Source organism: Bradyrhizobium sp. 17, assembly GCF_023073515.1.
In the GTDB taxonomy this organism is placed as follows: Bacteria; Pseudomonadota; Alphaproteobacteria; order Rhizobiales; family Xanthobacteraceae; genus Bradyrhizobium; species Bradyrhizobium canariense_D.
Genome location: NZ_JADPJQ010000035.1, coordinates 161,478 through 187,532 on the forward strand (window position 1 = coordinate 161,478; position 26,055 = coordinate 187,532).

The 26,055-nt window shown below is 64.7% G+C and carries 23 protein-coding genes and 1 other RNA gene; 17 read left to right on the top strand and 7 right to left on the bottom strand.

What is annotated here, in order from left to right:
- Positions 1 to 69: 69 nt before the first annotated feature.
- A complete protein-coding gene (locus IVB13_RS05740) occupies positions 70 to 1,455 on the bottom strand; it encodes a FecR domain-containing protein (protein WP_247488028.1) in 1,386 nt (461 codons plus the stop codon).
- A gap of 289 nt (positions 1,456 to 1,744) precedes the next feature.
- Entirely contained in the window at positions 1,745 to 2,515 is a 771-nt protein-coding gene (locus tag IVB13_RS05745) for a DUF2147 domain-containing protein (protein WP_247294890.1), read from the bottom strand.
- A 193-nt stretch (positions 2,516 to 2,708) separates the two neighbouring features.
- On the opposite strand from IVB13_RS05745, the gene IVB13_RS05750 reads away from it, so the two are divergent.
- From IVB13_RS05750 to IVB13_RS05790, 9 genes are all read left to right on the top strand, one after another.
- Positions 2,709 to 3,557, top strand: coding sequence for a DUF2147 domain-containing protein (locus tag IVB13_RS05750; RefSeq protein ID WP_247294888.1), 849 nt, complete (start codon positions 2,709 to 2,711; stop codon positions 3,555 to 3,557).
- 305 nt (positions 3,558 to 3,862) lie between these two features.
- Entirely contained in the window at positions 3,863 to 5,068 is a 1,206-nt protein-coding gene (locus tag IVB13_RS05755) for an extensin family protein (RefSeq protein ID WP_247294886.1), read from the top strand.
- A 320-nt stretch (positions 5,069 to 5,388) separates the two neighbouring features.
- Positions 5,389 to 6,687 (top strand): M20 family metallopeptidase, encoded by a 1,299-nt coding sequence (locus tag IVB13_RS05760; protein ID WP_085361423.1) that lies wholly within the window; start codon positions 5,389 to 5,391, stop codon positions 6,685 to 6,687.
- Positions 6,684 to 7,523: an ABC transporter permease subunit gene (locus tag IVB13_RS05765; protein ID WP_085361422.1), complete on the top strand. Its 840-nt coding sequence runs from the start codon at positions 6,684 to 6,686 to the stop codon at positions 7,521 to 7,523. The genes IVB13_RS05760 and IVB13_RS05765 overlap by 4 nt, the downstream gene beginning before the upstream one ends.
- A 29-nt stretch (positions 7,524 to 7,552) precedes the next feature.
- Positions 7,553 to 8,563, top strand: coding sequence for an ABC transporter substrate-binding protein (locus IVB13_RS05770; protein WP_085361535.1), 1,011 nt, complete (start codon positions 7,553 to 7,555; stop codon positions 8,561 to 8,563).
- 62 nt (positions 8,564 to 8,625) lie between these two features.
- The gene (locus IVB13_RS05775) at positions 8,626 to 10,020 is read left to right on the top strand and encodes an amidase family protein (RefSeq protein ID WP_247294884.1); all 1,395 of its coding nucleotides are present in this window, start codon (positions 8,626 to 8,628) and stop codon (positions 10,018 to 10,020) included.
- Positions 10,021 to 10,052: 32 nt separating this feature from the next.
- Entirely contained in the window at positions 10,053 to 10,781 is a 729-nt protein-coding gene (locus IVB13_RS05780) for a Crp/Fnr family transcriptional regulator (RefSeq protein ID WP_247488030.1), read from the top strand.
- A gap of 285 nt (positions 10,782 to 11,066) precedes the next feature.
- Positions 11,067 to 11,255 carry a hypothetical protein gene (locus IVB13_RS05785; protein ID WP_085385390.1) on the top strand — a complete coding sequence of 63 codons (189 nt, stop codon included), beginning with the start codon at positions 11,067 to 11,069 and terminating at the stop codon, positions 11,253 to 11,255.
- 227 nt (positions 11,256 to 11,482) lie between these two features.
- Positions 11,483 to 12,268 (top strand): potassium channel family protein, encoded by a 786-nt coding sequence (locus IVB13_RS05790; RefSeq protein ID WP_085361420.1) that lies wholly within the window; start codon positions 11,483 to 11,485, stop codon positions 12,266 to 12,268.
- A gap of 152 nt (positions 12,269 to 12,420) precedes the next feature.
- On the opposite strand, the gene IVB13_RS05795 is transcribed toward IVB13_RS05790, so the two are convergent.
- Both IVB13_RS05795 and IVB13_RS05800 read right to left on the bottom strand, forming a co-directional pair.
- A complete protein-coding gene (locus IVB13_RS05795; RefSeq protein WP_085361419.1) occupies positions 12,421 to 12,756 on the bottom strand; it encodes a DUF6665 family protein in 336 nt (111 codons plus the stop codon).
- Between the two features lie 53 nt (positions 12,757 to 12,809).
- Positions 12,810 to 13,445, bottom strand: coding sequence for a TetR/AcrR family transcriptional regulator (locus IVB13_RS05800; RefSeq protein WP_085361418.1), 636 nt, complete (start codon positions 13,443 to 13,445; stop codon positions 12,810 to 12,812).
- 193 nt (positions 13,446 to 13,638) lie between these two features.
- Here IVB13_RS05800 and IVB13_RS05805 point away from each other — a divergent pair, with 193 nt between their 5' ends.
- From IVB13_RS05805 to IVB13_RS05825, 5 genes are all read left to right on the top strand, one after another.
- Entirely contained in the window at positions 13,639 to 14,955 is a 1,317-nt protein-coding gene (locus IVB13_RS05805) for an HlyD family secretion protein (RefSeq protein ID WP_085361417.1), read from the top strand.
- Between the two features lie 25 nt (positions 14,956 to 14,980).
- Positions 14,981 to 16,567, top strand: coding sequence for a DHA2 family efflux MFS transporter permease subunit (locus IVB13_RS05810; RefSeq protein WP_085349098.1), 1,587 nt, complete (start codon positions 14,981 to 14,983; stop codon positions 16,565 to 16,567).
- A 326-nt stretch (positions 16,568 to 16,893) separates the two neighbouring features.
- Complete coding sequence (locus tag IVB13_RS05815; RefSeq protein WP_247294880.1) at positions 16,894 to 18,693, top strand: ABC transporter ATP-binding protein; 1,800 nt, start codon at positions 16,894 to 16,896, stop codon at positions 18,691 to 18,693.
- 64 nt (positions 18,694 to 18,757) lie between these two features.
- Entirely contained in the window at positions 18,758 to 20,164 is a 1,407-nt protein-coding gene (locus IVB13_RS05820; protein WP_247294878.1) for an MATE family efflux transporter, read from the top strand.
- Positions 20,165 to 20,233: 69 nt separating this feature from the next.
- Positions 20,234 to 21,595, top strand: coding sequence for an O-antigen ligase family protein (locus IVB13_RS05825; RefSeq protein ID WP_247488032.1), 1,362 nt, complete (start codon positions 20,234 to 20,236; stop codon positions 21,593 to 21,595).
- Here the strand turns inward: IVB13_RS05825 and IVB13_RS05830 are convergent.
- The gene (locus IVB13_RS05830) at positions 21,499 to 22,242 is read right to left on the bottom strand and encodes a sulfite exporter TauE/SafE family protein (RefSeq protein ID WP_085349094.1); all 744 of its coding nucleotides are present in this window, start codon (positions 22,240 to 22,242) and stop codon (positions 21,499 to 21,501) included. The genes IVB13_RS05825 and IVB13_RS05830 overlap by 97 nt on opposite strands.
- Positions 22,243 to 22,472: 230 nt before the next feature.
- Between IVB13_RS05830 and IVB13_RS05835 the strand changes: the two genes are divergently transcribed.
- Positions 22,473 to 22,730 carry a hypothetical protein gene (locus IVB13_RS05835; protein WP_018454225.1) on the top strand — a complete coding sequence of 86 codons (258 nt, stop codon included), beginning with the start codon at positions 22,473 to 22,475 and terminating at the stop codon, positions 22,728 to 22,730.
- Between the two features lie 7 nt (positions 22,731 to 22,737).
- Here the strand turns inward: IVB13_RS05835 and IVB13_RS05840 are convergent, their stop codons facing one another.
- On the bottom strand, positions 22,738 to 24,108 hold the full coding sequence (locus tag IVB13_RS05840; RefSeq protein WP_247294875.1) for a PLP-dependent aminotransferase family protein: 1,371 nt from the start codon (positions 24,106 to 24,108) through the stop codon (positions 22,738 to 22,740).
- A gap of 79 nt (positions 24,109 to 24,187) precedes the next feature.
- Between IVB13_RS05840 and IVB13_RS05845 the strand changes: the two genes are divergently transcribed.
- The gene (locus IVB13_RS05845; RefSeq protein ID WP_231190417.1) at positions 24,188 to 24,622 is read left to right on the top strand and encodes a DUF983 domain-containing protein; all 435 of its coding nucleotides are present in this window, start codon (positions 24,188 to 24,190) and stop codon (positions 24,620 to 24,622) included.
- Positions 24,623 to 24,694: 72 nt separating this feature from the next.
- The gene (locus tag IVB13_RS05850) at positions 24,695 to 25,408 is read left to right on the top strand and encodes an alpha/beta hydrolase (protein WP_247294873.1); all 714 of its coding nucleotides are present in this window, start codon (positions 24,695 to 24,697) and stop codon (positions 25,406 to 25,408) included.
- Between the two features lie 55 nt (positions 25,409 to 25,463).
- On the opposite strand, the gene rnpB is transcribed toward IVB13_RS05850, so the two are convergent.
- Positions 25,464 to 25,943: RNase P RNA component class A (gene rnpB / locus IVB13_RS05855), an RNA gene on the bottom strand.
- Positions 25,944 to 26,055 lie beyond the last annotated feature (112 nt).

Here is a 26,055-nt window from a genome sequence, read left to right on the forward strand (position 1 = left end):
TTTTCGCCGATAGAACCCCTCATCCGGCGCTTCGCGCCACCTTCTCCCACAAGGGGAGAAGGAAGAAAGTCACCGCCGCTCCTTCTCCTTCGGAACTGGCGCTGGCCGTCGCGGCGCTGCGGGGCGTTGTGCGGCGGGGAGGCGCTGCTGGAATCCGCCCGGGCGTTGCAGGCCCGGCTGTTGAGCAGCGGGCGGCTGGCCGGGTTGCATGCCGGTGCGCGGCAGTTGCGGCTGCGGACCGGGCTGCTGTTGCGTTCCGCCCGGCTGCGGCGGCGCGACTCCGCCGGGCTGCGTCGGACTCTGTCCACCGCGTCGCGGCCGGGTTTGCGGGGTGCCGTCAGGCTGCGTGCCTTGACCGGCGCGCGGTGGGCCTGCCGGACGTCCCGCGCCTTGTTTCTGGCCTTGTTGCTGCTGACCCTGACCTACGCGCGGCGTACCGGGCTGCACGGCGCCACCTTGGCCCGGCGCTTGGCCCTGCCGCTGCGGCTGTTGCGGCTGTTGTCCTGGCGCCGTGTTCGGCCGCAATTGTTGCTGTTGCGGCGGCTGGAACGGCCGCGGAATGCGCGGGCTCGCGGTCGGATTGGCGCGGCGGAAGTCGCGCTGCTCGGTGACGATCTGCCGGCCCGTGGTTTGCGCCAGATGCACCTGGCTGACGAAGCCGCGGTCGCGCGCGATCTGCTGTGCGGGAATCGTGATCGGCACCGCGGCAAAGCGCATGACGCCGGCCGCGGCTGCGCCCGGCCGGATCGCAAAACCGCTCGCGCCTTGCGTCAGCGCGCCGAGCCGGGTCCCACTTGTGCGGTCGTCGACGTCGATGTGTCCGACCCGGCCATCGGCGTCGGGATAGAGCTTGATGTTGACGTTGTTGGTCTTGTTCGCGGCCGCGCCTTCCGGCACCTCGACCACGCCCGTGGTGCCGCGGATGCCGAGCGTGGCCGTCGGCGTCGTGATCTTCATGTCGCCGGTCTTTGCCACCGCCGCCGCGACGAAGGCGACCGTGCCCTTGCCGATGTCGAAGATGCCTGCGTTGTGCTTGCCGCCGTCCTCATAGACGTAAGTGTCGATGGTGATCTTCGTGCTGGCGGAGAGGTTGAACGTGGTCGCGTCGTCGAAGGTGATGCCGAGCGATGAGTTCGACGAAGTCTGCACGACGTCGTTGAGATGGATGTCGTCGCGCACGCGCAGCGGATAGGAATTTTTGTCGCGGATCACGGTCGCGATGCCCGTCACCGTCGCAACGTTGCCGATCGGCTCGACGGCAGCGGGCTGCGCCTCGGTCGCGGGAGCGGGTGAAGCCGATGGCGTCGGCGAAGGGGCGGGCGACGGCTGCGCTTCTGGCTGCGCCTGCGCAAGCTCGATCGCATCGAATCCGAACGCAACGCTCGCGCCGGCCGGCGGCGACGCCAGCAGCACAAGCGCGAACATGAAGCGGCGCCAGGCCACGGTAAGAGTCACGAAGAATCCCGGTGAGAGATCGACCGATATCAGCCGCGTACAGCTGAACGGCGGATGAATGTCTATCGCACGGAGGCGGTGAACGTTCAAACGGTACGCGATGCTAGCTTGCGGCCAAGCCTCTCCACCGTCATGGCCGGGCTTGCCCCGGCCATCCACGCCTTGAAGCGCGGGACTAAGAACGTGGATGCCCGGGCCTTCGCCTCGCCGAAGCGGCTTCGGCCGCGCAGGCGGGACAAGCCCGGGCATGACGAAGAATGTGCATGTGTTGGAGACGACGCCTGCGGCGTCAGCTCACGCGCTTCCAGGTCTGGCCGCCGCAGAACATGCCGCCGAAGGCGCAGCCCTGCACGCGCATTGCATTCGGGCCCTTCATCGCGATCGTCGAGTCGTAATTGCGGCCGGAGTCGGGATCGTGGATACGGCCGCTCCACTTCGCGCCGTCGGGCTTCATGTTGATCAGGATGCGCTCGTTGGTCTTTGCGGCGTAGCCGCAGAGATTGACGCCGCACTGTTCGACGCGGACATTGCCCTTGTTCTCTTCGGTGGCCCAGACGCCGATCGGTGTGTTGGCAACCGCGACAGGCGCGGCGGGCACCGGGGCCGGAGCAACCGCGACCGGCGCGGGCGCAGGAGTGGGAGCCGCAACGGGCGCGGTCTGCGTCGTGGCGTCGTAACCGACGGACGGAACAGCGGCAACCGTCGTGCTCGGTGCTGCGATAGCGGGCGCTGCCGGCGCAGTCGCCTGCACCGGGGGCTGCTGCACGGGATGCTGCTGCACCGGAGCCGGCGCGGGCTGCGCGGTCGTGGCAGGAGCCGGCGTGGTGTCGACGTCATCGTCTTTGGAGCCAAGGCCCTTGAGGTTGATGTTGTTCAGCTTGATCGGCTTGTCCGAGAGGCCCGGCGCGATGATGGTCACGCAATTGAGCGAGGCGCAGTTGCGTGGCGTCTCGATGCGGATGTTCTGGCCTTCGATCTGGAACGAGATCGCATTGCCGGCATGCGCGGCGGCGGTGGACGCGAGGAAGAGGGCGGTGGCGGCGATGGTGAGCTTGTTCATGACAACCTCCGAAGATGTGTGGTCCCGATGGGACTGAAGTCGCGGGTGGATGAAGCGTGGTTCGACCCTACGCCGGGCTGGCCGGACGTTCTGTGATAGACGTCACAACGGCTCGCCGCGGCTGGGTGACGCAGCGCACATTCGGTCGCGATTCCATTTGCGTAACGTCGTCGCCACACAGAGGGAGGCGCCGATGACGCGGCTTGTGACTTCGCTTGGCACATTGATCGCGCTGCTGGCGATTGCGCCCGCAGCCGAGGCCGGGTCTTACGCGTTCTCGATTGCCGGTCATCGATTTCAGGTCGAGGCGCCCAGGAATTGCCGATCGGCTTCCTGTGTCTCGGTTTCCTCCCATCGCAGCTTTCGGCCTGACGTCGACACGACGCCAGCCCCTGCGCCGGTGCTTCCGCCGCCGCAGCCGCTCTATCCCGTGGCTCCGGTCAGGCCAGCGCAAGCGATTGCGGTCGCGCCTGCGACGGCGCAGACGGCTCCTGTCCTTGCCTCAACGACCTCGCAGCCAATTGTCCTGCCGCAGGCGCCAAGCTCCAATCCGCCACGGGTGGAGCTACCGCAGACGGATCCGCCGAAGACCGTCGCGCTCGATCCGCCGCGCATGGAGGCACTCGTCGTCGCGCCAAGGCCGCAGCTCGAGCAGGCCGTGACGAGCCCTGAGCGCGGCGACGACGAACTCTCCTATTTGCCGCTCGGCGAATGGGAGAGCGCAGGCGCCAAGGGCACGGTCCGCATCGAACGCTGCGGTCCTGCACTGTGCGGCTTCGCGCTGACTGAAGCATCGACCAGGGGCGAGAGCGTGCTCGTCAACATGAAGCCGAAAACGCACGACGTCTGGACCGGCAACATCTACAGCCGCTCCAGCGGCAGTACCTATTATGCGAGGATGACGCTGAAGAGCTCCGGCAAGCTTCACGTCGAAGCCTGCGCACTGGGCCATTTCTGGTGTTCCGGCAACGACTGGACGCGAGCCGAAGAGCGGCCGGAGAAGCTGATCACGACGTCGCGGCAGTGGAGCGCGCGGTCGTAAGGGAAGCGTTCGATACCTCCGGCTGAAGCCGCTAGATCATGCCTAGCACGATGGCACCGACAAAGGCCATGGCGAGGTACGCGGTGATAACGCTCAGTCTCCCGGCGAACGTCATGAGGTCGCTCCCGCTGTCGCGCCGCCTTGCGCGAGAGGATCACGGTTAACAGAGAGTCTCTTTTCGAAAAAGTCAGCCTTGCTGTCGCTCGTCACCGGCAGCGCTCCTGCTGGCGCCGGCCGACATGGTTAAAGAACACTGAAATCAACACGTTGAAGAGTCTTTAAGTAAATTCACCGAACGTGCGTGCATGACGCGCGGAGTTCGTTTGTATCTCGTCGGCTCCATCGTCCTTGTTTCGTTAGCGGGTTGCGGACGCGGCGTCTTCCAGGCCGAACGTGAACCGTGGCGGGCCGAGGCCGAAGCCGCATGCCTGAAATCAGGCGCGGTGAAAGAAGGGCCGGATCTCGTCCGTATCGAGCCGATTTCCGGGCCGGGCATGTGCGGCGCGGAGTTTCCGCTCAAAGTCGCCGCCCTCGGCGAAGGCTCGAGCAGCTACGGCTTTGCCGACGAGGAATTGCGACCGCCCGGTAGCGTCGGCAACCAGCCGCGCTGGCCGGTGACGCAGCCCCGATCGAATTACCCGCAGAGCCAGAACTATCCGGCATCGTCCTATCCACAACGCTCAAACTATCCCGAGACCGCGGTGCGCCAGCCCTCCGGCTATGGCGCTTCCCCTGGTCCAATGCCTCTGAATGCGCCCGGTGTGGCGCAGCAGGAAGACGAGATCGATCTGCCGCCTGAGGGCACCGATGCCGCGGGCGCGTCGCGCTACATGAATGCACCGAGCTATCCGGCGCGGCCGGCGCCGTACTCGCAGGCGCCTGCGCAGCAACCGCTGCCGCGTCTTGGTCCGGCACAGGGCAATCCCGTCACCGCCGTCGGCCCTGTTGCGATCAAGCCGGTTGCGACGCTGGCCTGTCCGATCGTATCCGAGCTCGACCGCTGGCTTGCCGATACCGTGCAGCCCTCGGCGATGCGCTGGTTCGGCACCCGCGTCGCGGAGATCAAGCAGATCTCCGCCTATTCCTGCCGCGGCATGAACGGCAATTCGCATGCCCATATTTCAGAGCACGCCTTCGGCAACGCGCTCGACATCGCCGCCTTCGTGCTCGCCGACGGCCGCCGCGTCACCGTGAAGGATGGCTGGCGCGGCATGCCGGAAGAGCAGGGCTTCCTGCGCGACGTGCAGTCGGGCGCGTGCGTGCATTTCACCACGGTGCTGGCGCCGGGCTCGAACGTCTATCATTACGATCACATCCACGTCGATCTGATGCGCCGCGCCAACCGCCGGCTGATCTGCCAGCCCGCCGCCGTCTCCGGCGAAGAGGTCGCCGGGCGGGCGCAGCAGCGCAACCCTTACGCCAGCAGGCGCGATCCCACCATCACCGGCTCGCTGGGTACGCGCAAGAGCACGCTGCGCAAGCACGAAGAGGACGAGTACGCCGACGATTGAGGCGCGCGTGCGACCCGTAGCCTGGATGGAGCTAAGCGCATTCCGGGGACGGCGTTCCCGCATCCCGCTGCGCTCCATGCGGGCTACGACCCCAGGCCGGCCCGCCTCGCGCTGAGCCCTGCCTGTTCAGTCGACGCCGCGTCTTTGGCAGAGCGCATCTCGGGCGCAAAAATTTGCGCACGCGCAAACCTCGCCTAAGCCATTGAAATCATCGATACAATCCTGCCGCGACGGGCTTTTCCCGCAGTTGGCACGGTCGCTGCAATGAGGAGGCCGCCACGAAGCGGCGCTGCCGGCGCCGTGAGCCAGCGGATCCCGTCATGCAGATGCCTGTCAGCCCTCCTTATTCGGATCTCGAACAGCGCGTGCTGTCGCGCATCACGGAGGAGCGCTGGCTTGAACTGGCATCCGAGCTGATCCGCACCGGCCAGCCCCGTTCCGGCAATCCGCTGGATCCCGATTTGCCGCCCGCCGAGGAAGAGGCGATCTCGATGCTGGTCGCGGGCAAGCTCGAAGCGCTCGGCATGGAGGTCACCAAGCACAGCGCGCAGCCGCACCGGCCGAACGTGCTGGGCGTGCTCAAGGGACGGGACGGCGCCCCCTCGCTCATTCTCAACGACCATCTCGACACCTATCCGGCCGTCGAGCCCGAGAAATGGCACATGACGGATTTCGATCCGTTCAAGGCGACGCGCCACGGCGATCTGCTCTATGCGCGCGGCACGTCCGACACGCGCGGAAACCTCGCGGCATCGTTGCTGGCAGTGCAGGCCCTGACCGAAGCGGGCGTGAAGTTCGATGGCACCCTGATGTGCTGCTACACCGTCGATGAGGAGCGGAACGGCACCGAAGGCTCCATCTACATGCTCAACAAGGTTGGCCTGACCGCCGACTACGAGATCACCGCCGAGCCGACCGCCTGGGGCGACGTCAACAAGGATTGGGGCATGAACCTATCGGTGGCCAATTCCGGCCACTGCCTGATCGAGCTCACCGTTCACGGCATCAAGTCGCACATCTGGCGACCGGACATCAGCGTCAACGCCATCATGGAAGCGGCAAAGCTGTTGCCGAGGTTGAAGGACATGGCGTTCACCCATGTCCACAGCAAGTTCATGGGGCATACGCCGCCCTGCTGCGCCGTGGTGCGGATTCGGTCCGGCCTGCCCGGCGAGATGCAGTTCTCCCCGGATGCCTGCACCATCACGCTCGCCGTGGTCGGCATCGTGCCGGGCATGACGCTATCGAGCGTGATTGCGGACATCGAGCGTCTCGGACGGGACACTTTTGCGGGCGTGAACGACGTCAAGGTCGAGGTGCGCCAGGTGCCGGGCTCGCTGTTCGTCAACGCGACCGAACCGGTGCCGGTCGAGGAGGAGCCCTGCCGCTCCTTGCGCGCGGTTTACCGGCGTCTGATGGGCCGCGAGCCCGGGGTCAACCGCAAGAATGCCTTCAACGACACGATCCGCTTCCGCGAAGCCGGAATCAATGCGGTGACGTTCGGTCCCGGAGAAGACGGTTGGGCCGTCGACAACGAGAACATCTCGATCACCAAGTCGGTGATGGCGACGCGGATCTACGCGCTGACCATCATGCAGATCCTGGGAGTGCGGACATGAGCGTCGAGGCGACCCACATGACGATTCCAATCTCGCCGGATCGCACCCGACGCGGCAGCTTCCGGCTGCGGCTTCCGAAGGTCTCGCGATCGGTGCTGCTCTCGACGCTGACCGTGGCCGTGCTGCTGGCCGGCTGGGCCATCGTCACGGAGATGGGCTGGGCCAACGAGCTGTTCCTGCCGAAGCCGCAGGCGGTCTGGGCCGCGTTCGTCAAGACGATGACGAAGGGATATCAGGGCGCGACCCTGCTTCAGCATCTCGGCGCAAGCCTCTATCGCATCCTCACGGCCTTCACGCTGGCCTGCCTGATCGGCATCCCGCTCGGCGTCCTCATGGGCGTGTCGCGCAACGCGCGCGCGCTGCTCAATCCGCTGATCGAGTTCTACCGGCCACTGCCGCCGCTCGGACTTTATACGCTGCTGGTGATGTGGCTCGGCATCGGTGAGAGCTCGAAGCTGTCGCTGCTGTTTCTTGCCGGCTTGCCGGGCATCGTCATCTCGACGATCCAGGCCGTCACCAGCGTGGACCCGGTCTATGTGCGCGCCGCCCAGTCGCTCGGCGCGACCCGGCGCCATTTGCTGTTTCACGTCTATTTGCCGGCGGCGGGACCGCTGATTCTGGCCGGCATGCGCATCTCGCTTGGATTCACCTACACCGTTCTCGTCGCCGCCGAAATCGTCGCGGCCTCCGCCGGCATCGGCTGGATGATCTGGGACGCGGCAAAATTCCTGCTCTCCGACGTCGTGATCATGGGGCTGATCGTCCTCGGTCTCACCGGCGTCGTGCTCGACCTCTTTATGCGCGGCATCGCGAAACTGTTGATGCCGTGGGCCTGAATCCAATTCTGATCGTAGGGGAGACCTCCATGATGAAGAGACTGATTGCGACGCTCGCGGTTACCACGTTGGCGCTCACGGCCGCAGTCCGCGCCGAGGACAAGCCGGCGAAGGTGACCGTCGGCTATCTGAACCTGGTCAATGCGCAGCTGGTCACCAAGCATCTTGGCCTGCTCGCCAAGGAGATGCCGGGCGTCGACATCAAATACGTCAAGATCGGTGGCGGCGGTGACATGCTGCGCGCGATCGCCGGCAGCGACGTCGATTTCGGCGGTCTTGGCAACCCGCCGACCGCGATCGGCGCGACCCGCGCCCTGCCGATCAAGGGCATCCTGGTGATCAACATGCTTGACTACGTCGAGTCGATGGTGGTTCGCGCCGACAAGAACATCACCTCGCTCAAGGACCTCAAGGGCAAGACGGTGGCGGCGCCGTTCGGCTCCACGACGCACTACCTCCTGCTCCAGGCGCTCAAGGAGGAGGGTGTCGATCCCGCCTCGATGAAGATTCTGGACCTCGCGCCGGCGGACATCGCGGCGGCCTGGCTTCGCGGCGACATCGACGCGGCCTGGTTCTGGGAGCCGAATCTCGGCAAGGCCGTGAAGAACGGCGGCAAGATCCTCGTCACCTCGGGCGAGATGGCCAAGCGCGGCTACCCGACCTGGGACATCGGCGTCGTCATGAACGCGTTCGCGGAGAAGTATCCGTCCTACGTCGACAAATTCATCAAGGCCGAATGCGAAGGCATCGATTTCTGGCTGAAGAACCCGGAGAAGACTGCCGAAATGATCGCGGAAGAGCTTTCGCTGCCTCTCGAGGACGCGCAGCGAATGATGAAGGGCACCGGGATGATCCCCTGCAGCACGCAGCTCACGGAGGAGTATCTCGGCACATCCGCGAAAAAGGGCAAGTTCGTCGACACGCTGATCTCGACCGCCGATTTCCTGGTGAAGCAGGAGCGCCTGCCGAAGCTGCTGCCGCGCGCCGACTTCGAAGCCTTCATCCAGCCCGCCTATCTGGAGAAGGTGATCGGCCGCTAGGGTCGGTGCCGGCGGGCTTGCCTCGCCGGCACATTGTCAATTCCTGCAAGCACGTGACCGACATGAATCTCGCACCTCGCCACCTCCGCGCCGCCTATCGCAGCGGCGAGCTCAAGCCGTCCGATGTCGCCGCGCACGTGTTGTCGCGCCTCGATGACGCCGACCAGAGCGGCGTCTGGATCTCGACGGCAAATCCGCAAGGCGTCATGGCGAAGGCCCGCGCGCTCGATGCCCGCATTGGCGAGATCGGCGAGCTGCCGCTCTACGGCCTTGTGTTCTCGGTCAAGGATTGTATCGATGTGGCCGACGAGCAAACCACCTCGGCCTGCCCGGAATTCGCCTACACCGCGAAAGACACGAGCCCGGTTGTCGCCGACGCCATCGCCGCCGGCGCGATCTATCTCGGCAAAACCAATATGGATCAGTTCGCGACCGGCCTCGTCGGCGTGCGCTCGCCCTATGGCATCGCCCGCAACCCGCACAACCCCGACTACATCCCCGGCGGCTCCAGCTCGGGCGCAGCGGTATCGGTCGCGACGGGCACCTCGTCCTTTGCGTTCGGCACCGATACCGGCGGATCGGGCAGGGTGCCGGCGTCCTATTGTGGCGTGACCGGCTTCAAGCCGGCGCCCGGCGCCTTCAGTCAGCGCGGCATGGTCTACGCGTGCCGTAGTTTCGATACCATCTCGCTCTACACGTGCGATCCCCGCGATGGCCACGAGATCTATCGCGTGTTGGCGCGGCGCGATGTCGAGGACTGTTTTTCACCGGTGGATTCCGCCGGATGGACGGAGCAGGCATCTCCGGCGCGGCCGCTCAACATCGCAACGCCGCGTCCGGATCAGCTCAGGTTCTTCGGCAATGCGGAAACGGAGGCGCTGTTCGGCGATGGACTCCGCAAGCTGCGGCAGCTCGATCTGTCGGTCGCATTGGTCGATTTCGCGCCGTTCATCTCGGTCAACGATTTGATGTTTTTCGGACCTTTCCTCGCCGAGCGGGACGTGTCGGTCGGCGCATTCCTCGACGCCAACCCGGAGGCGGGCGTGAAGATCGTGCGCGACCTCGTCATCGGCAGCCGCAAGTTCACGGCGGCCGACGCCTATCGTGCGCTCTACAAGGTCAAGGAGGTCCAGCGGTCGCTGCGCGATTTCTGGCAAGTTCATGATGCGCTGGTCGTGCCGACGGTCGGCACCGTGCTGAGCATCGACGACGTCGCGCGCGATCCGCTGACGGCCAACTTCAACAACGGCTATTACACCAACTACGCCAACCCGCTTGGGCTGGCCGCCATCGCCGTTCCGAACGCCGTCACCGCAGCCGGCGTGCCCTATGGCATCACGTTCCTGGCGCCGGCCGGCCGGGAGCGCCTGCTCACCGATCTGGCTTGCGCTTTCATGGGGGCTTCGGCCGAGCCAGAACATCTGCGCCGCGTTGCAATCCGAGCGGAGACCTCCTAGCCTTCGAGCCGTCACTCGAAGGGAGACCGATCGTGGGGCGCAGCGATGCGCATGAGGTGGCCGATCCAGTTGAGCCGCGCGCCGACCTGCCACGGCCCGGGACCGGACGTTATGTGCTGAAGGCGTTGGACAAGCCCGATCTGGAGCTGGTGATGCGAACCGGCAGGCTCGCGACCTACCAGAACCGCGAATATCTGCTGCGGGAGGGCGAGCCCGCAAACGGCATCCACATCATCCTGAACGGGATCGTCGAAAGCACCCATGCCGGCACGCAGGGGCGCGAACTGATGCTGTCGACCTGGGAGGCCGACGACTTCGTCGGCGCGCCCTATATCCTCGGCGATCACCGCCACAGCTGGTCGGCCCGCGCGCTCGGGCGCGTCGAAGCACTGCATCTCGACCAGGATGCGGTCCGCCGGTTGATCGCGCAGTCGCCGCCGTTCGCAGTCGCGCTGATCGAGTGCCTCGGCTTCAAGGGCGAGACCTATTCGATGCTGGCGCAGACGCTGGCCGGGCAGAAGGCGGCGGAACGGTTGGTGCTGCTGCTGGTCAAGCTGTGCGAGAACGCAGCCCAGGACGAGAGCGGCCCGATCTCGCTCGGTCGCATCACGCAGGCCAATCTCGCGCGCATGATCGGCGCGACGCGCCAATCGATCAGCCTGATCCGCAGCCGCCTCCAGAACGACGGCATCATCTGGACCGGCCCGACCAAGATGGTCGTCAACGATCTCGCTGCGTTGAGGAAGCAGGTGGCGGACTAGGCGTGAACCAATAAGGTCAGCTTACCGACGCAACGGAAGTCTCCGCCTTGAGCATGATGGGCGCTTGTGACCGGAGCGCACATGCTGTTTGTAATCTTCGATAGTCCTTTAGCGCACAGGGACTGCGCGGCTCGTCTGACATCAGCTTTGGGCCAGCAAACGCACTAGCTTCAACCGAACTGGAACAATCTCCAAGCGATCCGGTTGAAGTTTGTTATGGCCAATCTGGGACAGGCACGGATTAGTCCTGGAGAAGCGTGTTGTTTATCAGGAAAGGTGCTTCACATGGATGACGAACGAAAATCATCAAAAGCTGGGGAACGCGCCGCTGAAGGCCTGCGCGAGGCGGCTGCTAAGGACGAAGCGAAAAACGAGAGCAAGACGGGACACGATTTAGCGAAGGGCGCTGACCGCTTCGAAGAACGCTCCAAAAGCTCGGATGGAAGAAGCGCGGAAGAGAAACAAAAAGGGTGAATGTCTACAGCAGATCCGGCGCTGCGTTTCAGTGGAAGAAAGCAGGCGAACTTGGAGCCGATAGCATCGAGGTTGTGCCGACGACAATCCATCCCGGTAACAGCCACCTGACGCTGGTGCTGCGGACTGTCACGGAAGCGTCAACTAGCTCGAACTCGTCGCACTGACTTAGATCTCCCAGGGTGCGAGGGTTGTCCCAGCTGCAATCATCTGTGCAAACTGCGAGCATGGCAGCTGTGAACCACACCTCCCTGAGAAGCCGCGTCCGTCGCCTCTACGAGGGTACAACGCCCAGCGCCGTTGGTTTCCGCTATGCTTTGCTCGCGTTTGATGTTGTGACCATACTGTTCATCATCGGAACGTCGTTCCTGCACCCCAGTGAGATCATCGAAACCTTCGACCTGCTATTCGGCGCAATGATATTGGCCGATTTTTCAGCACGGCTACTCGCCCACCGGCATCCGCTTCGAAAGTTCGGCCGCCTCTCGACATGGGCTGACATGGTCGCCATCGTTTCATTCCTGGCGCCCCTCGCTGGCGAGGCTGGCGGCTTTCTGCGGATTTTGCGGACGCTGGGAATGCTCCGTGACTACCAGATGCTCGCCAGGTTGCGCATGGATTCGTCGTTCTTCCGTCGCAACGAGGAGGTCATCTTTGCCGTCACCAATCTTGCGGTTTTCATATTTGTCATGACGGGGATAGTTTACGAGACCCAGAAGTTTCGCAACGATCAGATTCGGAATTATGCTGACGCCCTGTATTTCACTGTGACCGCGCTGACGACGACTGGCTTTGGCGATATCACCCTGCCAGGCACAATAGGTCGTTTGATAACCGTCGTGATCATGATTTTCGGCGTAACCCTGTTCTTCAATCTTGCGCGCGCATTGTTGAGTCCGAACAAGGTCAGATTTCCTTGCCCAACTTGCGGACTGCAGCGGCATGAGAGCGATGCCGTGCATTGCAAAGCATGCGGCGCAGTTCTCAATATTCCCGATGAAGGTTTGGCGTAGCTGTTGCTACCTCGGCGATCGAAACGTATTGCCATCATCAGAATCTGTGCCCAAGCGGCCATTCGACCATGGCCTCTTTCTAGGCGCTCGCAGCCATCGCAATCGTTGCCGTGGTAACGGCCGGCCTTGTCTAGCGCCCCGTAGAAATCATTTCAGGCCGGCTTCGACGCTGCCGGCACCAGCCCCATGCAGCACTGCACCTCGGCCGGGACATTGTAGGTCCGCATGATGTGGCGGCTGTCGCGCAAGCCGGATGCCTCACGCTGCACCACCAACATCCAGAGCGCGTGGCCGGCTTCCATCACCAGCTTGCGTCGGGCCGGCTGCATCGCGGCCGGCACCTCGGGGAGGGCATGGGCGGCGTCGAACTCGCGCAGGCGCGCCAGCGCCTGTTCGAGCGTGCGGCCCATCCGTCCGAGCGCGGAGGCCTGTTCCTGGACAATCTCGTAATGGAGGATATCGACGGGCGGGCGGAGATCACGGGACATGAGCCCGAATATAATGCCGCCGGAGCGGCCTGCAACGCAGGCCCGCCTTGCCGCTACTTCGCCCGATACGCTGCCAGGAACATCCGCGTCGCGCTGTCGACGACTTCGCTCATGCGCTCTTCCGACGGTGCGGGCGCGGCCTGGAAGACGAAGGGCAGGAACAGCGAGGCCTTGCACAGTTCCATGAACTGCGACGCCGCCAGATCGCAATCGTCGATATCGAGATCGCCGGCGGCGGCGTGGGCTTTGAGATAGTCGGAGAGGCGGTTGATCGACTTGTCCAGCACCCGCGCATAGTAGCGGCGGCCGAGATCGGGCATGCGCTCGGCGATCGCCATCACGGTGCGGATCGCCGATCCGCCGCCGGGCCGGCACAGCAGACGGTTGTAGGCCCGGCCGAAATCCTTCAGCGTGGTTTCAACATCGCGTGCCGGATCGAAATTGAACGCGACCTGCCCGTGCTGGAGCGCCTCCTGCTCGAGGATGGCTTCGAACAGCGCGCATTTGTCGGCGAAGTAGACGTAAAGCGTGCCCTTGGAGACCTGCGCAGCGCGGGCGATCTCGCCCATGCTGGCACCGTCAAACCCGAGATCCATGAACACCTTGCGGGCCCCGTCCAGGATCTGGCGGCGTTTGGAGCTGTCCTCCTCCTGGACGACGTGGAGATGTTCGCGGCCGGGTACAATCATTGGTTCAGGGTCTCGGAAAGTTTTTGCATCGGTCCAGGGTGATGAAACCGAAATAAAGGATTCGGGCCGGTAGGGTCCGTTCGGGTATTATCTATATTGACCGAACCGTTCGGTCAATGATATTTGGGATGGGTGAGAGGGAACCGGCCGTAGGGCGGGTTGTCCCTCATCGCGCTTTTTTGGGGAGGCCTCCATGGCCGTAGTGAGAGACCAGGCTGCGCGCGTCCTTCGCCCGGACGCCGTGGAGACGCCGGCGCCCGCGGGTGGTGACGCTGCCACCGAGACGTCTGTGGCTCTCGCCGAGCAGTTGCGCTCTCATGTGGCCGAGGAAACCAAGCGCCGTCCCAGCGAGGCGCCGGAGAAGCCCGTGACCGACAAGCCGGCCGCAGCCCCAGACGCGCCCGCCGCCGGCGCGCCGAAGTCCGGCAAGCGCAAATTCGTGATGATGGGAGTAGGGCTCGTGCTGGCGCTCGCGGCCGCGAGCTATGCCGGCTATTACACGCTGGTCGGCCGCTTCTACGTCGCGACCGACGACGCCTATGTCCGCGCCAACAACACCATGCTGGGCGCGCGCGTTGCTGGCCACGTCTCCTCGATCCTCGCCGGCGACAACACGACGGTGCGCGCCGGCGACATCGTCTTCCGCGTCGACGACGGCGACTACAAGATCGCCGTCGACGCCGCCGCGACCAGGATCGCGACCCAGCAGGCCACCATCGATCGCATCGGCCGCCAGGTCGCGGCGCTCGACAGCCAGGTCGCGCAGGCCAGGGCGCAACTCGTCTCCGCCGAAGCCGGCCTCAAGCGCGCCGACCTCGATTATGAGCGCCAGCAGGCGCTGAGCAACAAGGGTTTTGCCTCGCGCGCCACCTTCGAGAGCTCCGAAGCCGGACGCGACCAGGGCGCCGCCGCGGTCAAGGCTGCGCAGGCCGCCTACGACGTCGCGCTCAGCAATGTCGACGTCGCCAAGGCGCAGCAGGCCGAAGCGCAGGCGCAACTCGCCGAGCTCAAGACCACGCTGGCCAAGGCCGAGCGCGATCTCGCCTTCACCGCGGTGCGCGCGCCGGTCGACGGCACGTTCTCGAACCGCCTCGTCAGTGCCGGCGATTTCGTCGCGGTTGGCCAGCGGCTCGGCAACGTCGTGCCGCTCGATAACGTCTATATCGACGCCAATTTCAAGGAGACCCAGCTCAAGCGCATCCGCCCCGGCCAGCCTGTGACGATCAAGGTCGATGCCTACGGCATGCGCAAGTTCTCCGGTGTCGTCGACAGCATCGCAGCGGGCGCGGGCTCGGTGTTCACGCTGCTGCCGCCTGACAATGCCACCGGCAACTTCACCAAGATCGTGCAGCGCGTGCCGGTCCGCATCCGCGTGCCGAAGTCGGTCGCGAAGCAAAACCTGCTCCGCGCCGGCATGTCGGTCACTGCAACGGTCGACACCAACAAGGGCGCGGCCGACGCCGACAGCGAGGTCGATCTCGACGACGCCACCATGATCCATCCGCAGTAGCGCGCCTGCGCCGCGAGGTCAGACCATGGCGAACGCCACGACCGCTTCACCTGCCATGATGGCGGACCCCGCTTCGGAGCGCATCGCGCCGAAGCGGCTGTTCGCTTTCATCATCATGGTGTTCGGGATGTTCATGTCGATCCTGGACATCCAGATCGTCTCGGCGTCCCTGAGTGAAATCCAGGCCGGCCTGTCGGCAAGCTCTAGCGAGGTCTCCTGGGTCCAGACCGCCTATCTGATCGCCGAAGTGATCGCGATCCCGCTGTCGGGATTCTTGTCGCGCGCCTTCGGCACGCGGCTGTTGTTCGCAATCTCGGCGGCAGGCTTTACCGCATCGAGCCTGCTCTGCGGCTTCGCCACCACCATCGAGGAGATGATCCTCTGGCGCGCGCTGCAAGGTTTTCTCGGCGCCGGCATGATCCCGACGGTGTTCGCCTCGGCCTACACCGTTTTCCCACGCACCAAATTCCACATCGTCGGTCCCATCATCGGGCTCGTCGCAACGCTGGCTCCGACCATCGGGCCAACTGTCGGCGGCTACATCACCGACCTGATGTCCTGGAACTGGCTGTTCTTCATCAACATCGTGCCTGGCATCGGCATCACCATCGGCGTGCTGGCGCTGGTCGATTTCGACGAGCCGCATTTCGAGTTGCTCGACCGTTTCGACTGGTGGGGGCTGCTGTTCATGGCCGGCTTCCTCGGCACGCTGGAATACGTGCTGGAGGAAGGCCCGCAATATGAATGGATGCAGGACCCCTCGGTCGCGATCTGCGCCTGGATCTGCGGCATCTCGGCGATCGCCTTCTTCTGGCGCGTCTTCACGGCGGCCGAGCCGATCGTCAATCTACGCACCTTTTCCAACCGCAATTTCGCGATCGGCTGCGTCCTTCAGTTCTGCATCGGCATCGGCCTCTACGGCCTGACCTACATCTATCCGCGCTACCTCGCCGAAGTGCGTGGCTACAGCGCACTGATGATCGGCGAGACCATGTTCGTCTCGGGCATCACCATGTTCCTGATCGCGCCGGTGGTCGGGCGTCTCATGGCGAAGTACGACATGCGCTACATGATCGCGTTCGGGCTCGTCGTGTTCGCGCTCGGCTCCTACCAGATGACCTGGATCACGCGCGACTACGATTTCTATGAGTTGCTGATTCCGCAGATCCTGCGCGGCATCGGCATGATGTTCGCGATGGTGCCGACCAACAACATCGCGCTCGGCACGCTGGCGCCCGACCGGGTGAAGAACGCCTCGGGCCTCTTCAACCTGATGCGCAATCTCGGCGGTGCCGTAGGTCTCGCCGTCATCAACACCGTGCTCAATGACCGCACCGATCTGCACATTACGCGCCTGCAGGAGCGTGTGACCTGGGGCAACGCGACCGCGACCGAAACCCTGACCATGTTCATGCAGAAGTTTCAGGGGCTTGGCGATTCCACGCTGATGGCGATGAAGCAGCTCAGCCAGCTCGTGCATCGCCAGGCCGTGGTGATGGGCTTCGGCGATGCTTTCTTCATCCTGACGCTGTTCTATCTCGGCCTCACCCTGCTCGTCACACTGTTGAAGAGGCCGGCCTCGCCGTTCGGCGCCAGCGGCGACGCGCACTAATTTGCAACACTCGTGCGTGATCTCGCGCGAGCCCCGTTGCAAATCACCACTGACACATCTATAAAGCGCACCTCATTCCATCGAACCGGGAGGATTTGCATGATTTCGTCGCATTCGCAGATCGCACGCCCGCGCTCGATGATGTTCTGGCTCGGTATGTGCTCGGCCTCCTAGAGGCCTCTTCCGCCAGCTTCGATTGGGCTCCTGGTCCCGATCGCCCCGCTTCCCAAGTCAAAACCAACTTTAAGTGACGCCGTCTCGGCCCTCGCGGCCGGCCTGCGTCCATCAATGGAGCCGGCCCGCGCCATAAGCGGCCGGATGATGCCATGACCGCTCTGTCAAAAAGGCCCGCGGCGATACGCGTGGTGCTGCCCTTCGTGTTCCGGCACTGGCTGAAGCAGCCGGGGCGTACCCTCATCGTCGCCGGCGGCTTGTTGGGTGCGACCATCGCCGACCTGTTCATGCCGGTCTTCTCCGGACATCTGGTCGACGCCCTGACGCGCGGCCCATCCGATTCCGCCGCGCGGCACGCGGCGCTGATGGCATTGGGCGGTATCGTGGCGCTGGGCGCAGCCTCCATGGTGCTGCGGCTGACCGGCCTCCAGGCCATCGTGCCGTTCTCGCTGAAGATCATGTCCGAGGTCGCGCAGGAAGCCTTCATGCGCGTGCAACGGTTCTCGACCGACTGGCACGCCAACTCCTTTGCGGGATCCACGGTGCGCAAGGTCACCCGCGGCATGTGGGCGCTCGACCTGTTGAACGACACCATCTTGATGGCGCTGGCGCCGTCGCTGCTGGTGCTGATCGGGTCGATGATCCTGCTCGGCCTGCACTGGGCCTCGCTTGGCGCGGTGATCGCGCTGGGCGCGCTGGCCTATGTCACGATGACGGTGCTGTTCTCGACGCGCTACATCGCGCCGGCCGCGCGCATCTCCAATGCCTGGGACACCAAGGTCGGCGGCACGCTGGCGGATGCGTTGACCTGCAACGCGGTGGTGAAATCGTTCGGCGCGGAAGCGCGCGAGGATGCGCGGCTTGCCCGTGTCGTCAACCGCTGGCGCGTGCGCGTGCGGCGGACCTGGCTGCGCTACAACTACACCAATCTGGCGCAGCTCTCGGTGCTGCTGGCCCTGCGTGCCTCCGTGATCGGCGGCGCCGTGCTGCTGTGGATGTCGGGGCGAGCCTCGCCCGGCGACGTCACCTATGTGCTGACGAGCTACTACGTCATCCATGCCTATTTGCGCGACGTCGGAATGCACATCAACAACCTGCAGCGCTCGGTCAATGACATGGAGGAGCTGGTGGCGATCCACGACGAGCCGATCGGGATTACGGATGCGACGGACGCGCGGCCGATTGCGATCGAGCGCGGCGAGCTCGTGTTCGACGACGTCACGTTCCATTATGGCGGCCATCATGCGCCGCTCTATGATGGACTGTCGGTCACGATCCGCGCCGGCGAACGCGTCGGTCTCGTCGGCCGCTCCGGCTCCGGCAAGACCACCTTCGTCAAGCTGGTGCAGCGGCTCTACGACGTCACCGGCGGCCGCGTTCTGATCGATGGGCAAGACATCGCCAAGGCCACGCAGCATTCGCTGCGCAGCCAGATCGCGGTCGTGCAGCAGGACCCGATCCTGTTCCACCGCTCGCTCGCCGAGAACATCGCCTATGGCCGGCCCGGCGCCAGCCTGGAGGCGATCGAGCAGGCGGCACGGCTGGCCAACGCGCATGACTTCATCCTGCGCCTGCCCAAGGGCTACGGCACGCTGGTCGGTGAACGCGGCGTCAAGCTCTCCGGCGGCGAGCGGCAGCGCGTGGCGCTGGCGCGCGCCTTCCTGGCGGACGCGCCGGTGCTGATCCTGGACGAAGCGACCTCGAGCCTCGATTCGGAATCCGAGGCGCTGATCCAGCAGGCGATGGAGCGGCTGATGCGAGGCCGCACCTCGATCGTGATCGCGCACCGGCTCTCGACGGTGAAGAGCCTCGATCGCATCCTGGTGTTCGACCGCGGCGAGATCGTCGAGCAAGGCACGCATGCCAAGCTCGCGGCCAGGCCCGGCGGCATCTATCGCGGCCTGTTCGAGCGCCAGGTGGTGGAGCTCGGACAGATCGCAGCAGCGGAATGAGTGGCGCGCGGCCGGCGGACCAATGTCGGCCGCGTCGCCAAGGAATCGGTCAAGGATGGGTGAAATGAAAGACCTGACCAACGGCTCCGTCGCGAAGCACATTCTGGGCATGGCACCGCCGATCATGGTCGGTATGGTCACGATCATGCTTTGCCAGCTGGTCGATCTGTACTTCGTCTCGGGCTTGGGCGATGCCGCGGTCGCGGGCGTGGCGGCGGCCGGCAATGCCGGCTTTCTCATCAACGCGCTGATGCAGGTGCTCGGCGTCGGCGCGGTGTCGTTGATCGCGCATGCCGTGGGACGCAAGGATCGGCCGGATGCCAATTTGATCTTCAATCAGGCGATCGTGCTGTCGGTGCTGTTCGGACTGTTGACCCTGGTCGCAGGCGCGGCGCTGTCGCGCGCCTACATGCATGCGATCGCCGCGGACGAAGCCACGATCGAGGCGGGGGCCACGTATCTGCTGTGGTTCATGCCGGCGCTCGCGTTGCAATTCGCGAGCCAGGTGATGGGATCCGCGCTGCGCGCTACCGGCATCGTGCGTCCCACGATGCTGGTGCAGGCGCTTGCGGTGGCCATCAACATCGCGCTGGCGCCGGTTCTGATCGCGGGCTTGGGCACGGGCCATGCGCTCGGCGTTGCCGGTGCGGGGCTGGCGAGCTCGATCGCGGTGTTGATCGGCGTCGTGACGCTGCTTGCGCATTTTCGTAAGGTCGAACGCTATGTCGCCTTCAATCCGGCGCAGTGGCGTCCGCAGGCGCAGCATCTGAGGCGCATCCTCAATGTCGGCCTGCCTGCCGGCGGCGAGTTCGCGATGATGTTCATCCTCATGGCGGTGGTCTATTTCGTGCTGCGCGATTTCGGTGCGGCGGCGCAGGCCGGTTTCGGGATCGGACAACGGGTCCTGGGCCTGATCCAGATGCCGGCGCTTGCAGTTGCGCTCGCCGCTGGGCCAATCGCCGGCCAGAACATGGGCGCCGGAAAAGGCGAGCGCGTGCGCGAAACCTTCGTCAAGGCGGCGCTGATCACCAGTGTCGTGATGATAGGCTTCATGTGCCTCGCGCAGTTGAAGCCGCAGCTCCTGCTCTCGGGGTTCTCGAACGACCGGGAAACCATGGAGATCGCGTTCCTGTTCCTGCGGATCATCTCGCTCAACATGGTGGCGCAGGGCGTGATCTTCACCTGCTCGAGCATGTTCCAGGGCCTCGGCAATACCAAGCCGGTGCTGTGGAGTTCGGCAACGCGCGTGCTCACCTATTCGCTGCCGGCGATCTGGCTGTCGACGCGGCCGGGCTTCCGGATCGAGCACGTCTGGTACCTGTCGATCGCGACAACCACGCTGCAGGCGGCCCTGAGCTTGTGGCTGCTACGGCGTGAATTCAGGAAGCGCCTTGCCACGCTCCGGCATGAGAAGTCCCCGGAGCCGGCTGCGCCCAAGCGCGTGGCGTCTCCTGTACGCGCGCCAGCGTAGCGATCGCTTGTCCCCGCCCCACGGCTCCGGCAAACTTGCCGCGCCGTGGGGATCGGCTGCAGGGGCCAAATGACCGAGGTGTTGAACGAGCAGCGGCCCAATTCCTGGCTCGCCGCGATCTGGGCGGCACGCTATCGCACGCCAGCCCGCTCCGTCGCGCTGATCGCGTTGCTGTTGCCGTGGACCACGACCGGGCTCATTTTCGCGCTCATTCCCTGGCTGATCGCGTTCGCGTTCCTCGACCTTCGCGAATTTCCGCGTTCGCTGCTTCGGGCAATCTGCCTGCTGCCGATTGCGCTGGTCCTACTCGCCGCCATCGGCACGCTCTGGTCGGATGCGCCGTGGCCGGACCGAATCCATGCGATCGGCCCGGCGGCGAAGCTGCTGGTAATTCCGCTTCTGATCTACCAGTTCGAGCGTTGGCCGTTTGGCGGCTGGGTGTTTTCCGCGTTCCTGGTATCCTGCACGGCACTGATGCTCTATTCCTTCGCCGTCGCCGTCGATCCCGCATTGTCGCTGAAACTCTATCTGTCGCGCGGGCCCTACAAGGTCGAAAGCGGGATCGCGGTGCGCAATTATATCGACCAGAGCCAGGAGTTCGCGCTCTGTGCGATCGCGCTGGTCTACCCGATCGTGTCGCTGCTGCGACGAGGCCGCTACCTCGTCGCGGCGCTGTTCGTGGCGCTCGCGATCGGATTCCTCGCCAACATGATGTTCGTCGTGGTCTCGCGGACAGCGCTGGTGACGCTGCCGATCCTGATCGTGGTCTTCGCGCTTTTGCATTTGCGCCGCCGCACCGCACTCTTCGCCGTCGGCGCGGTGGGGCTGTTGGCCGTGCTGCTGTGGACCGCCTCGCCGCGTCTGCGCGCAACAGTCGCCAAATTCAACGGAGACTATGAGGTCAGCATCGCCGGCAATGATGTCAGCGGCATGGGGTCACGACTGGAGTTTTGGCGCAAATCGCTGGCGTTCACCGCGGACGCGCCGCTGCTCGGTCACGGCACCGGGGCGATCCGCGGCCTGTTCGCGCGCGCGGCTGTCGGCGAGAGCGGGGTTCGAGCGGAAATCGTCGGTGATCCGCACAACCAGACGCTCAATGTCGCCGTGCAGTGGGGCGCGTCGGGCGTCGTGATCCTCTATGCGCTCTGGTTCGCGCACCTCTCGCTGTTTCGCGGAGAGGGGCTGGCCTGCTGGGTCGGCCTTCTGGTCGTGGTGCAGAACATGCTGTCCTCGCTGCTCAACTCGCATCTGTTCGATTTCGCCGAGGGCTGGATCTACGTGCTTGGCGTCGGCATTGCCGGCGGCATGGCGCTCGCCGCGAAGACAATACGGAGTCAGTGCGTGCCCAAACTGTTCCAGACCAGGCCGAGGCCCGACAGGAACAACAGACCGAGCACGACATCGCCGAAATGCTTGTCGCTCAGCGCATGATAGACGCGCGCGCCGGCCCATGCGCCGATCAGCGTGCCCGGAAATGCGATCACTGCGAGCCAGACCACCTTGAACGCGACGAGGCCCGAGGCGGTCTGCAACACCAAGGCGGCGCCGAGCACGGTGAAATTGAAGAGCTGGAAGATGCCGCGCCGCTCGTGCTTGTTCCAGCCTCGGATGTTTGCCCACAGGATCGGAAGTGGCCCCGACAGTCCGGCAAGGCCACCCAAGATGCCGCCGGCAAAACCGATCGCGCCGTCGGCAATGCGGCCGCCGAACGTGACGGCGAGCGGCCGCTTGTTCAGATAGAGAGCCGTCGAAAAAACAAGGATCAGCACGCCGACGCTCAGCTTGAACACTTTTGGATCGGCGGAGGCGACCAGCATGGTGCCCAGCGGCACGCCGATCAGTCCTCCAATCAGGAACGGCCAGACCAGCGAGAGATCAAAACTCTTCCACATCGACGGCAGCGTCGAGCTCTGCGCGATCACCGAGCAGATCAGCACCAGGGGCACCGCGAGAGAGGGCGGCAGCACGTAGAGCCAGATGCCGAGCGCCATCAGCGCCGTGCCGAAACCGGCAAGGCCCGAGACGAAGCCCCCGGCCAGTGCGCCGAGCAGCAGCAGCCCGTAGGTGAGTATTTCCAACAGATTGTCCCTGTTATCTTGACGATCCCGAACTGTTGATCGCCATCGCTCGCATAGCACAGCTGCGGCCATGCAGGTCAATTTCAAAACCGCACGCAAGCGTGATCCCCAGCAGCGGGCGTTCGCGAAAGACAGGCCTACATGACGCTCGTACTTCAAACTGGGGGCCCGCTCGACGCCATCATGCGGTTCGATCGGCCAGTCTCCCGAATGAGATATGGAGAAGGACGATGACCCGCACGAAGATTGCCGTCGCGGCCGCACTAGTGTCGGCGGCGGCCTTGATGCCGACCATGGCGCAGGCCCAGTTTTCCGAGCCTGCGGCCTATCAGGCTGCCCATCCCGACCGCGACGTTCTGAATGGCGGCCAGCTCACGCCCGCCGCGCGCGGGGCTCTCGGCCAGCCGAGCGATGCCTACGCATCGCAAGCTTATCCATCGGCTGTTGCGCCGGTCGTGCGCTCCCACCATCGCCGGCAGCATCGATAGGTATTTGCTAGACGATCTGCCGGGTGTCGGCGGGCCTGTGCAGCGCGCTCATGAGGATGCGCAGCGCCTCCGTCAATTCCGCCCGGTTGCGCGCCGCGCCTAGCGAGACGCGTGCCGCGTGTGGTGCGGTCCCGTCGACGGTGAAGGCCTCGCCGGCGACGACTGCCAGTCCATTCCGCAGCAGATGCGCCGCGACATCGGGACGGTCCTCCGGCAGCCGCAGCCACAGATGATGCGCGGCGGGCTTGGCCTGGAACTCAAATCCCTTGAGCGCCCGTTGCGCGAGCTGCTGGCGGCCGATCGCCTCGCTTCTGATGGCGGTGATGATGCGGTCGGCGATCCCGGTCTCGATCCAATGCGTCACCAGCGCGACCATCAGCGGCGCCGGCATCTGCACCGTCGCCTGCAAAGAGCTACGCATCTCCCGCTGCGAGCTGCCGTCGGGCGTCACCAGATAGGCGACCCGTAGTGCGGGCGCCATACATTTTGACAGCGTGGTCGCGAGATATGTCTGATCCGGAATGAGATTGGCGATCGGCGATGCCGAGCGATCGAGCAGCCCGTAGGCATCGTCCTCGATCAGAATCGTATCGGCATCGTTGATGATCTTGGCGATGGCGCTGCGGCGCTCGGGGAGAAGCGTCGCGGTGGTCGGATTGTGCAGCGTCGGAATGAGATAGACCGCTTTCGGTCTATGCGTGCGGCAAGCCTTTGCCAGCGCCTCTGGCAGGATGCCGCCGTCATCCATCGCGACGCCGACGAGTCTGACGCCGAGGCGCGCGGCGGCGGCCCTGATGCCGGGGAAGGTGAGGGCTTCCGTCAGCACGATGTCGCCGGGCCGGGCGACGTGGGCGAGCAGGTTGAACAGGATCGTCTGTGCGCCGGGAAAGATCACGAGCCTGTCGGCATGCGCATGCGGCACGCGGGGGCGCATCCATCGCGCCGCGACCTCGCGCTCGTGTGCGCTGCCGCCGGGCGGCTGGTAGTTGAGATGCGCGGTCAGGCCCGATTGCGCGCGGATGGCTTCCATCCCGGCGATGATGCGCTCGTCGAGCTGCGCTTCGAGAGGTTGCGGCGGCACGTTCATCGAGAGGTCGATCGCGACGGGATGCGGCAGATCGACCACGCGGCGCGCGCTGGTCTCCGACACGAACGAGCCCTGGCCGACCCGGGCCTCCATGATGCCGCGGCGCCGCGCCTCGGTGTAGGCGCGTGTCACCGTGGTGAGGTCGATGCCGAGCGCCTTTGCCAGCGCCCGCTGCGTCGGCAATTGCTGGCCGCGCACCAGCCGGCCGGCGGCGATGTCGGCCTCCATGGCTTCGACGATGCGCTGATAGCGCGGCCCGCTCAGCTCCGAAATTGTAGGGGTCCAATCCATGCAATGAAGGCCCATATCCTTTGAATGTATGGATACAAGATATTATTGTATGGATCCTAGAAAAGGAAGAGGTGGGGTCATGGCAACCGGTTCAGTCTCTCTGGCAAAGGCGATGTGGCGCGGATTTCGCGGCAAGTGCCCGAACTGCGGCGAAGGCCATGCGTTCGGCCGTTTCCTGAAGGTGGCAGATACCTGCGACCATTGCGGCGAGGAGCTGTTCCACCAGCGCGCCGACGATTTCCCGGCCTATCTCGTGATGGTCGTCGTCGGCCATCTCGTGGTGCCGGCAATCCTCGCGGTCGAAACCGCCTATGCGCCGGCCGTCTGGCTGCAACTGGTGGTGTGGCTGCCGGTGACGTTGTTCGCTTCGCTCGCGCTGTTGCAGCCGACCAAGGGTGCCATCGTCGGGCTGCAATGGCAGATCGGCATGCATGGTTTTGAGGCGGGCAAGCTGCGGCGCGAAGCTGGTCGGCCTGCAGCCGTCCTCGTGAAGGTGAACGCGCGCGCGGCTTAAGGGGCCGTAGCGTTTACATCGCGGGACCGGCCGCTACACTCCATCGTACAAACAAGAACGATGGAAACGCCGATGGCCGCACGCTCAAAAACCTTCCTGCTTTGTCACGGCGCGTGGTCCGGCGGGTGGGCCTGGAAGAAGATGCATCCGTTGACGGCAAAGGCCGGCCATCGCCTCATTGCGCCGACCTATACCGGGCTCGGCGAGCGCGCGCATCTGGCCAGTCCCGCGATCGATCTCGACACGCACATCCAGGACATTCTCAACGTCATCAGGTTCGAGGATCTCGAGGACATCGTGCTCCTCGGCCACAGCTATGGCGGCATGGTCGCCACCGGTGTCGCCGATCGCGCGCGCGAGCGGGTGACGCAATTGATCTATCTCGACGCCTTCGTGCCGCGTGACGGCCAATCGCTGTTCGATCTCCACGAGGGCGGGCGCGAGCCGATGCGCAAGGCTGCAAGCTCAGGCGACGGCTACCGCATCCCGCCGAACCCGCCGCCGCCGGACACGCCGCCGGCCGATCTCGACTGGCTCAACGCCCGCCGGATCAACATGCCGATCAAATGTTTCGAGACGAAGCTGAAACTCGAACATGGCGAGCCGGCGATGCCGCGCAGCTACATCTATTGCACGCGCATTCCGCCGGGCGACGTGTTCGGGCAGTTCGCGAAGCGCACCAAGACCGAGGATGGCTGGCGCACTTTCGAACTCGATGCGAGCCATGCGCCGAATGTGACAGCGCCGGAGGCGCTGATGGGTGTGTTGCAAGAGATCGTCGGATAGCAAGCCCCCAAATGGTGAGGGGCCCGATGCAGTCAGCATCGAACCCCTCGTTGAAGATATCAGCCGGCCTCTAAGCCGGGTTCTGTAGGGCACCGTCCGCTTGCGCGAACGATACGTGACGGCCATTCCTCTGGGACCATGTTTGCACATGGCCTCGAGCAACCTACCCGGACGGCGGGCCTGACATCGCCCCGCGGCGTTATCGCTTTCGCGAACACTCCGCTATGCCGTCCCTATTCGGTTTTGCTCCCGGTGGGGTTTACCATGCCGGCTCCGTTGCCGCAGCCGCGGTGCGCTCTTACCGCACCTTTTCACCCTTACCTGCCTACGCAGCTTGCGCTGCTACGGCACGGCAGGCCCGAGGGCTTGCCGCGCCAAAGCCCCGAAGGGGCGACGGCGGGCGGTTCGTTCTCTGTGGCACTTTCCCTGGGGTCGCCCCCGCCGGACGTTATCCGGCACCGTATGTCAAGGGAGCCCGGACTTTCCTCCCCGGCGGCCTTTCGGCACTTGCCGGAGCGGCCGTCCGGCCGACTGACGGCTTACGCATGAAGCATTTGTGTCGGTTCCGCAAGCCGATATCGCCATGCACGGTTCGCCCGAAATAATTTATCCTGAAGATGTCGTTGGGCGCGTGTCCCGTTCGACTG

Bases quoted from the DNA above. Each gene is read 5' to 3' on its own strand.
- IVB13_RS05745 (WP_247294890.1), bottom strand. From the start codon at position 2,515: ATGAACAAGCTCACCATCGCCGCCACCGCCCTCTTCCTCGCGTCCACC.
- IVB13_RS05750 (WP_247294888.1), top strand. From the start codon at position 2,709: ATGACGCGGCTTGTGACTTCGCTTGGCACATTGATCGCGCTGCTGGCG.
- IVB13_RS05755 (WP_247294886.1), top strand. From the start codon at position 3,863: ATGACGCGCGGAGTTCGTTTGTATCTCGTCGGCTCCATCGTCCTTGTT.
- IVB13_RS05760 (WP_085361423.1), top strand. From the start codon at position 5,389: ATGCAGATGCCTGTCAGCCCTCCTTATTCGGATCTCGAACAGCGCGTG.
- IVB13_RS05765 (WP_085361422.1), top strand. From the start codon at position 6,684: ATGAGCGTCGAGGCGACCCACATGACGATTCCAATCTCGCCGGATCGC.
- IVB13_RS05770 (WP_085361535.1), top strand. From the start codon at position 7,553: ATGATGAAGAGACTGATTGCGACGCTCGCGGTTACCACGTTGGCGCTC.
- IVB13_RS05775 (WP_247294884.1), top strand. From the start codon at position 8,626: ATGAATCTCGCACCTCGCCACCTCCGCGCCGCCTATCGCAGCGGCGAG.
- IVB13_RS05785 (WP_085385390.1), top strand. From the start codon at position 11,067: ATGGATGACGAACGAAAATCATCAAAAGCTGGGGAACGCGCCGCTGAA.
- IVB13_RS05790 (WP_085361420.1), top strand. From the start codon at position 11,483: ATGGCAGCTGTGAACCACACCTCCCTGAGAAGCCGCGTCCGTCGCCTC.
- IVB13_RS05795 (WP_085361419.1), bottom strand. From the start codon at position 12,756: ATGTCCCGTGATCTCCGCCCGCCCGTCGATATCCTCCATTACGAGATT.
- IVB13_RS05800 (WP_085361418.1), bottom strand. From the start codon at position 13,445: ATGATTGTACCCGGCCGCGAACATCTCCACGTCGTCCAGGAGGAGGAC.
- IVB13_RS05805 (WP_085361417.1), top strand. From the start codon at position 13,639: ATGGCCGTAGTGAGAGACCAGGCTGCGCGCGTCCTTCGCCCGGACGCC.
- IVB13_RS05810 (WP_085349098.1), top strand. From the start codon at position 14,981: ATGGCGAACGCCACGACCGCTTCACCTGCCATGATGGCGGACCCCGCT.
- IVB13_RS05815 (WP_247294880.1), top strand. From the start codon at position 16,894: ATGACCGCTCTGTCAAAAAGGCCCGCGGCGATACGCGTGGTGCTGCCC.
- IVB13_RS05820 (WP_247294878.1), top strand. From the start codon at position 18,758: ATGAAAGACCTGACCAACGGCTCCGTCGCGAAGCACATTCTGGGCATG.
- IVB13_RS05825 (WP_247488032.1), top strand. From the start codon at position 20,234: ATGACCGAGGTGTTGAACGAGCAGCGGCCCAATTCCTGGCTCGCCGCG.
- IVB13_RS05835 (WP_018454225.1), top strand. From the start codon at position 22,473: ATGACCCGCACGAAGATTGCCGTCGCGGCCGCACTAGTGTCGGCGGCG.
- IVB13_RS05840 (WP_247294875.1), bottom strand. From the start codon at position 24,108: ATGGATTGGACCCCTACAATTTCGGAGCTGAGCGGGCCGCGCTATCAG.
- IVB13_RS05845 (WP_231190417.1), top strand. From the start codon at position 24,188: ATGGCAACCGGTTCAGTCTCTCTGGCAAAGGCGATGTGGCGCGGATTT.
- IVB13_RS05850 (WP_247294873.1), top strand. From the start codon at position 24,695: ATGGCCGCACGCTCAAAAACCTTCCTGCTTTGTCACGGCGCGTGGTCC.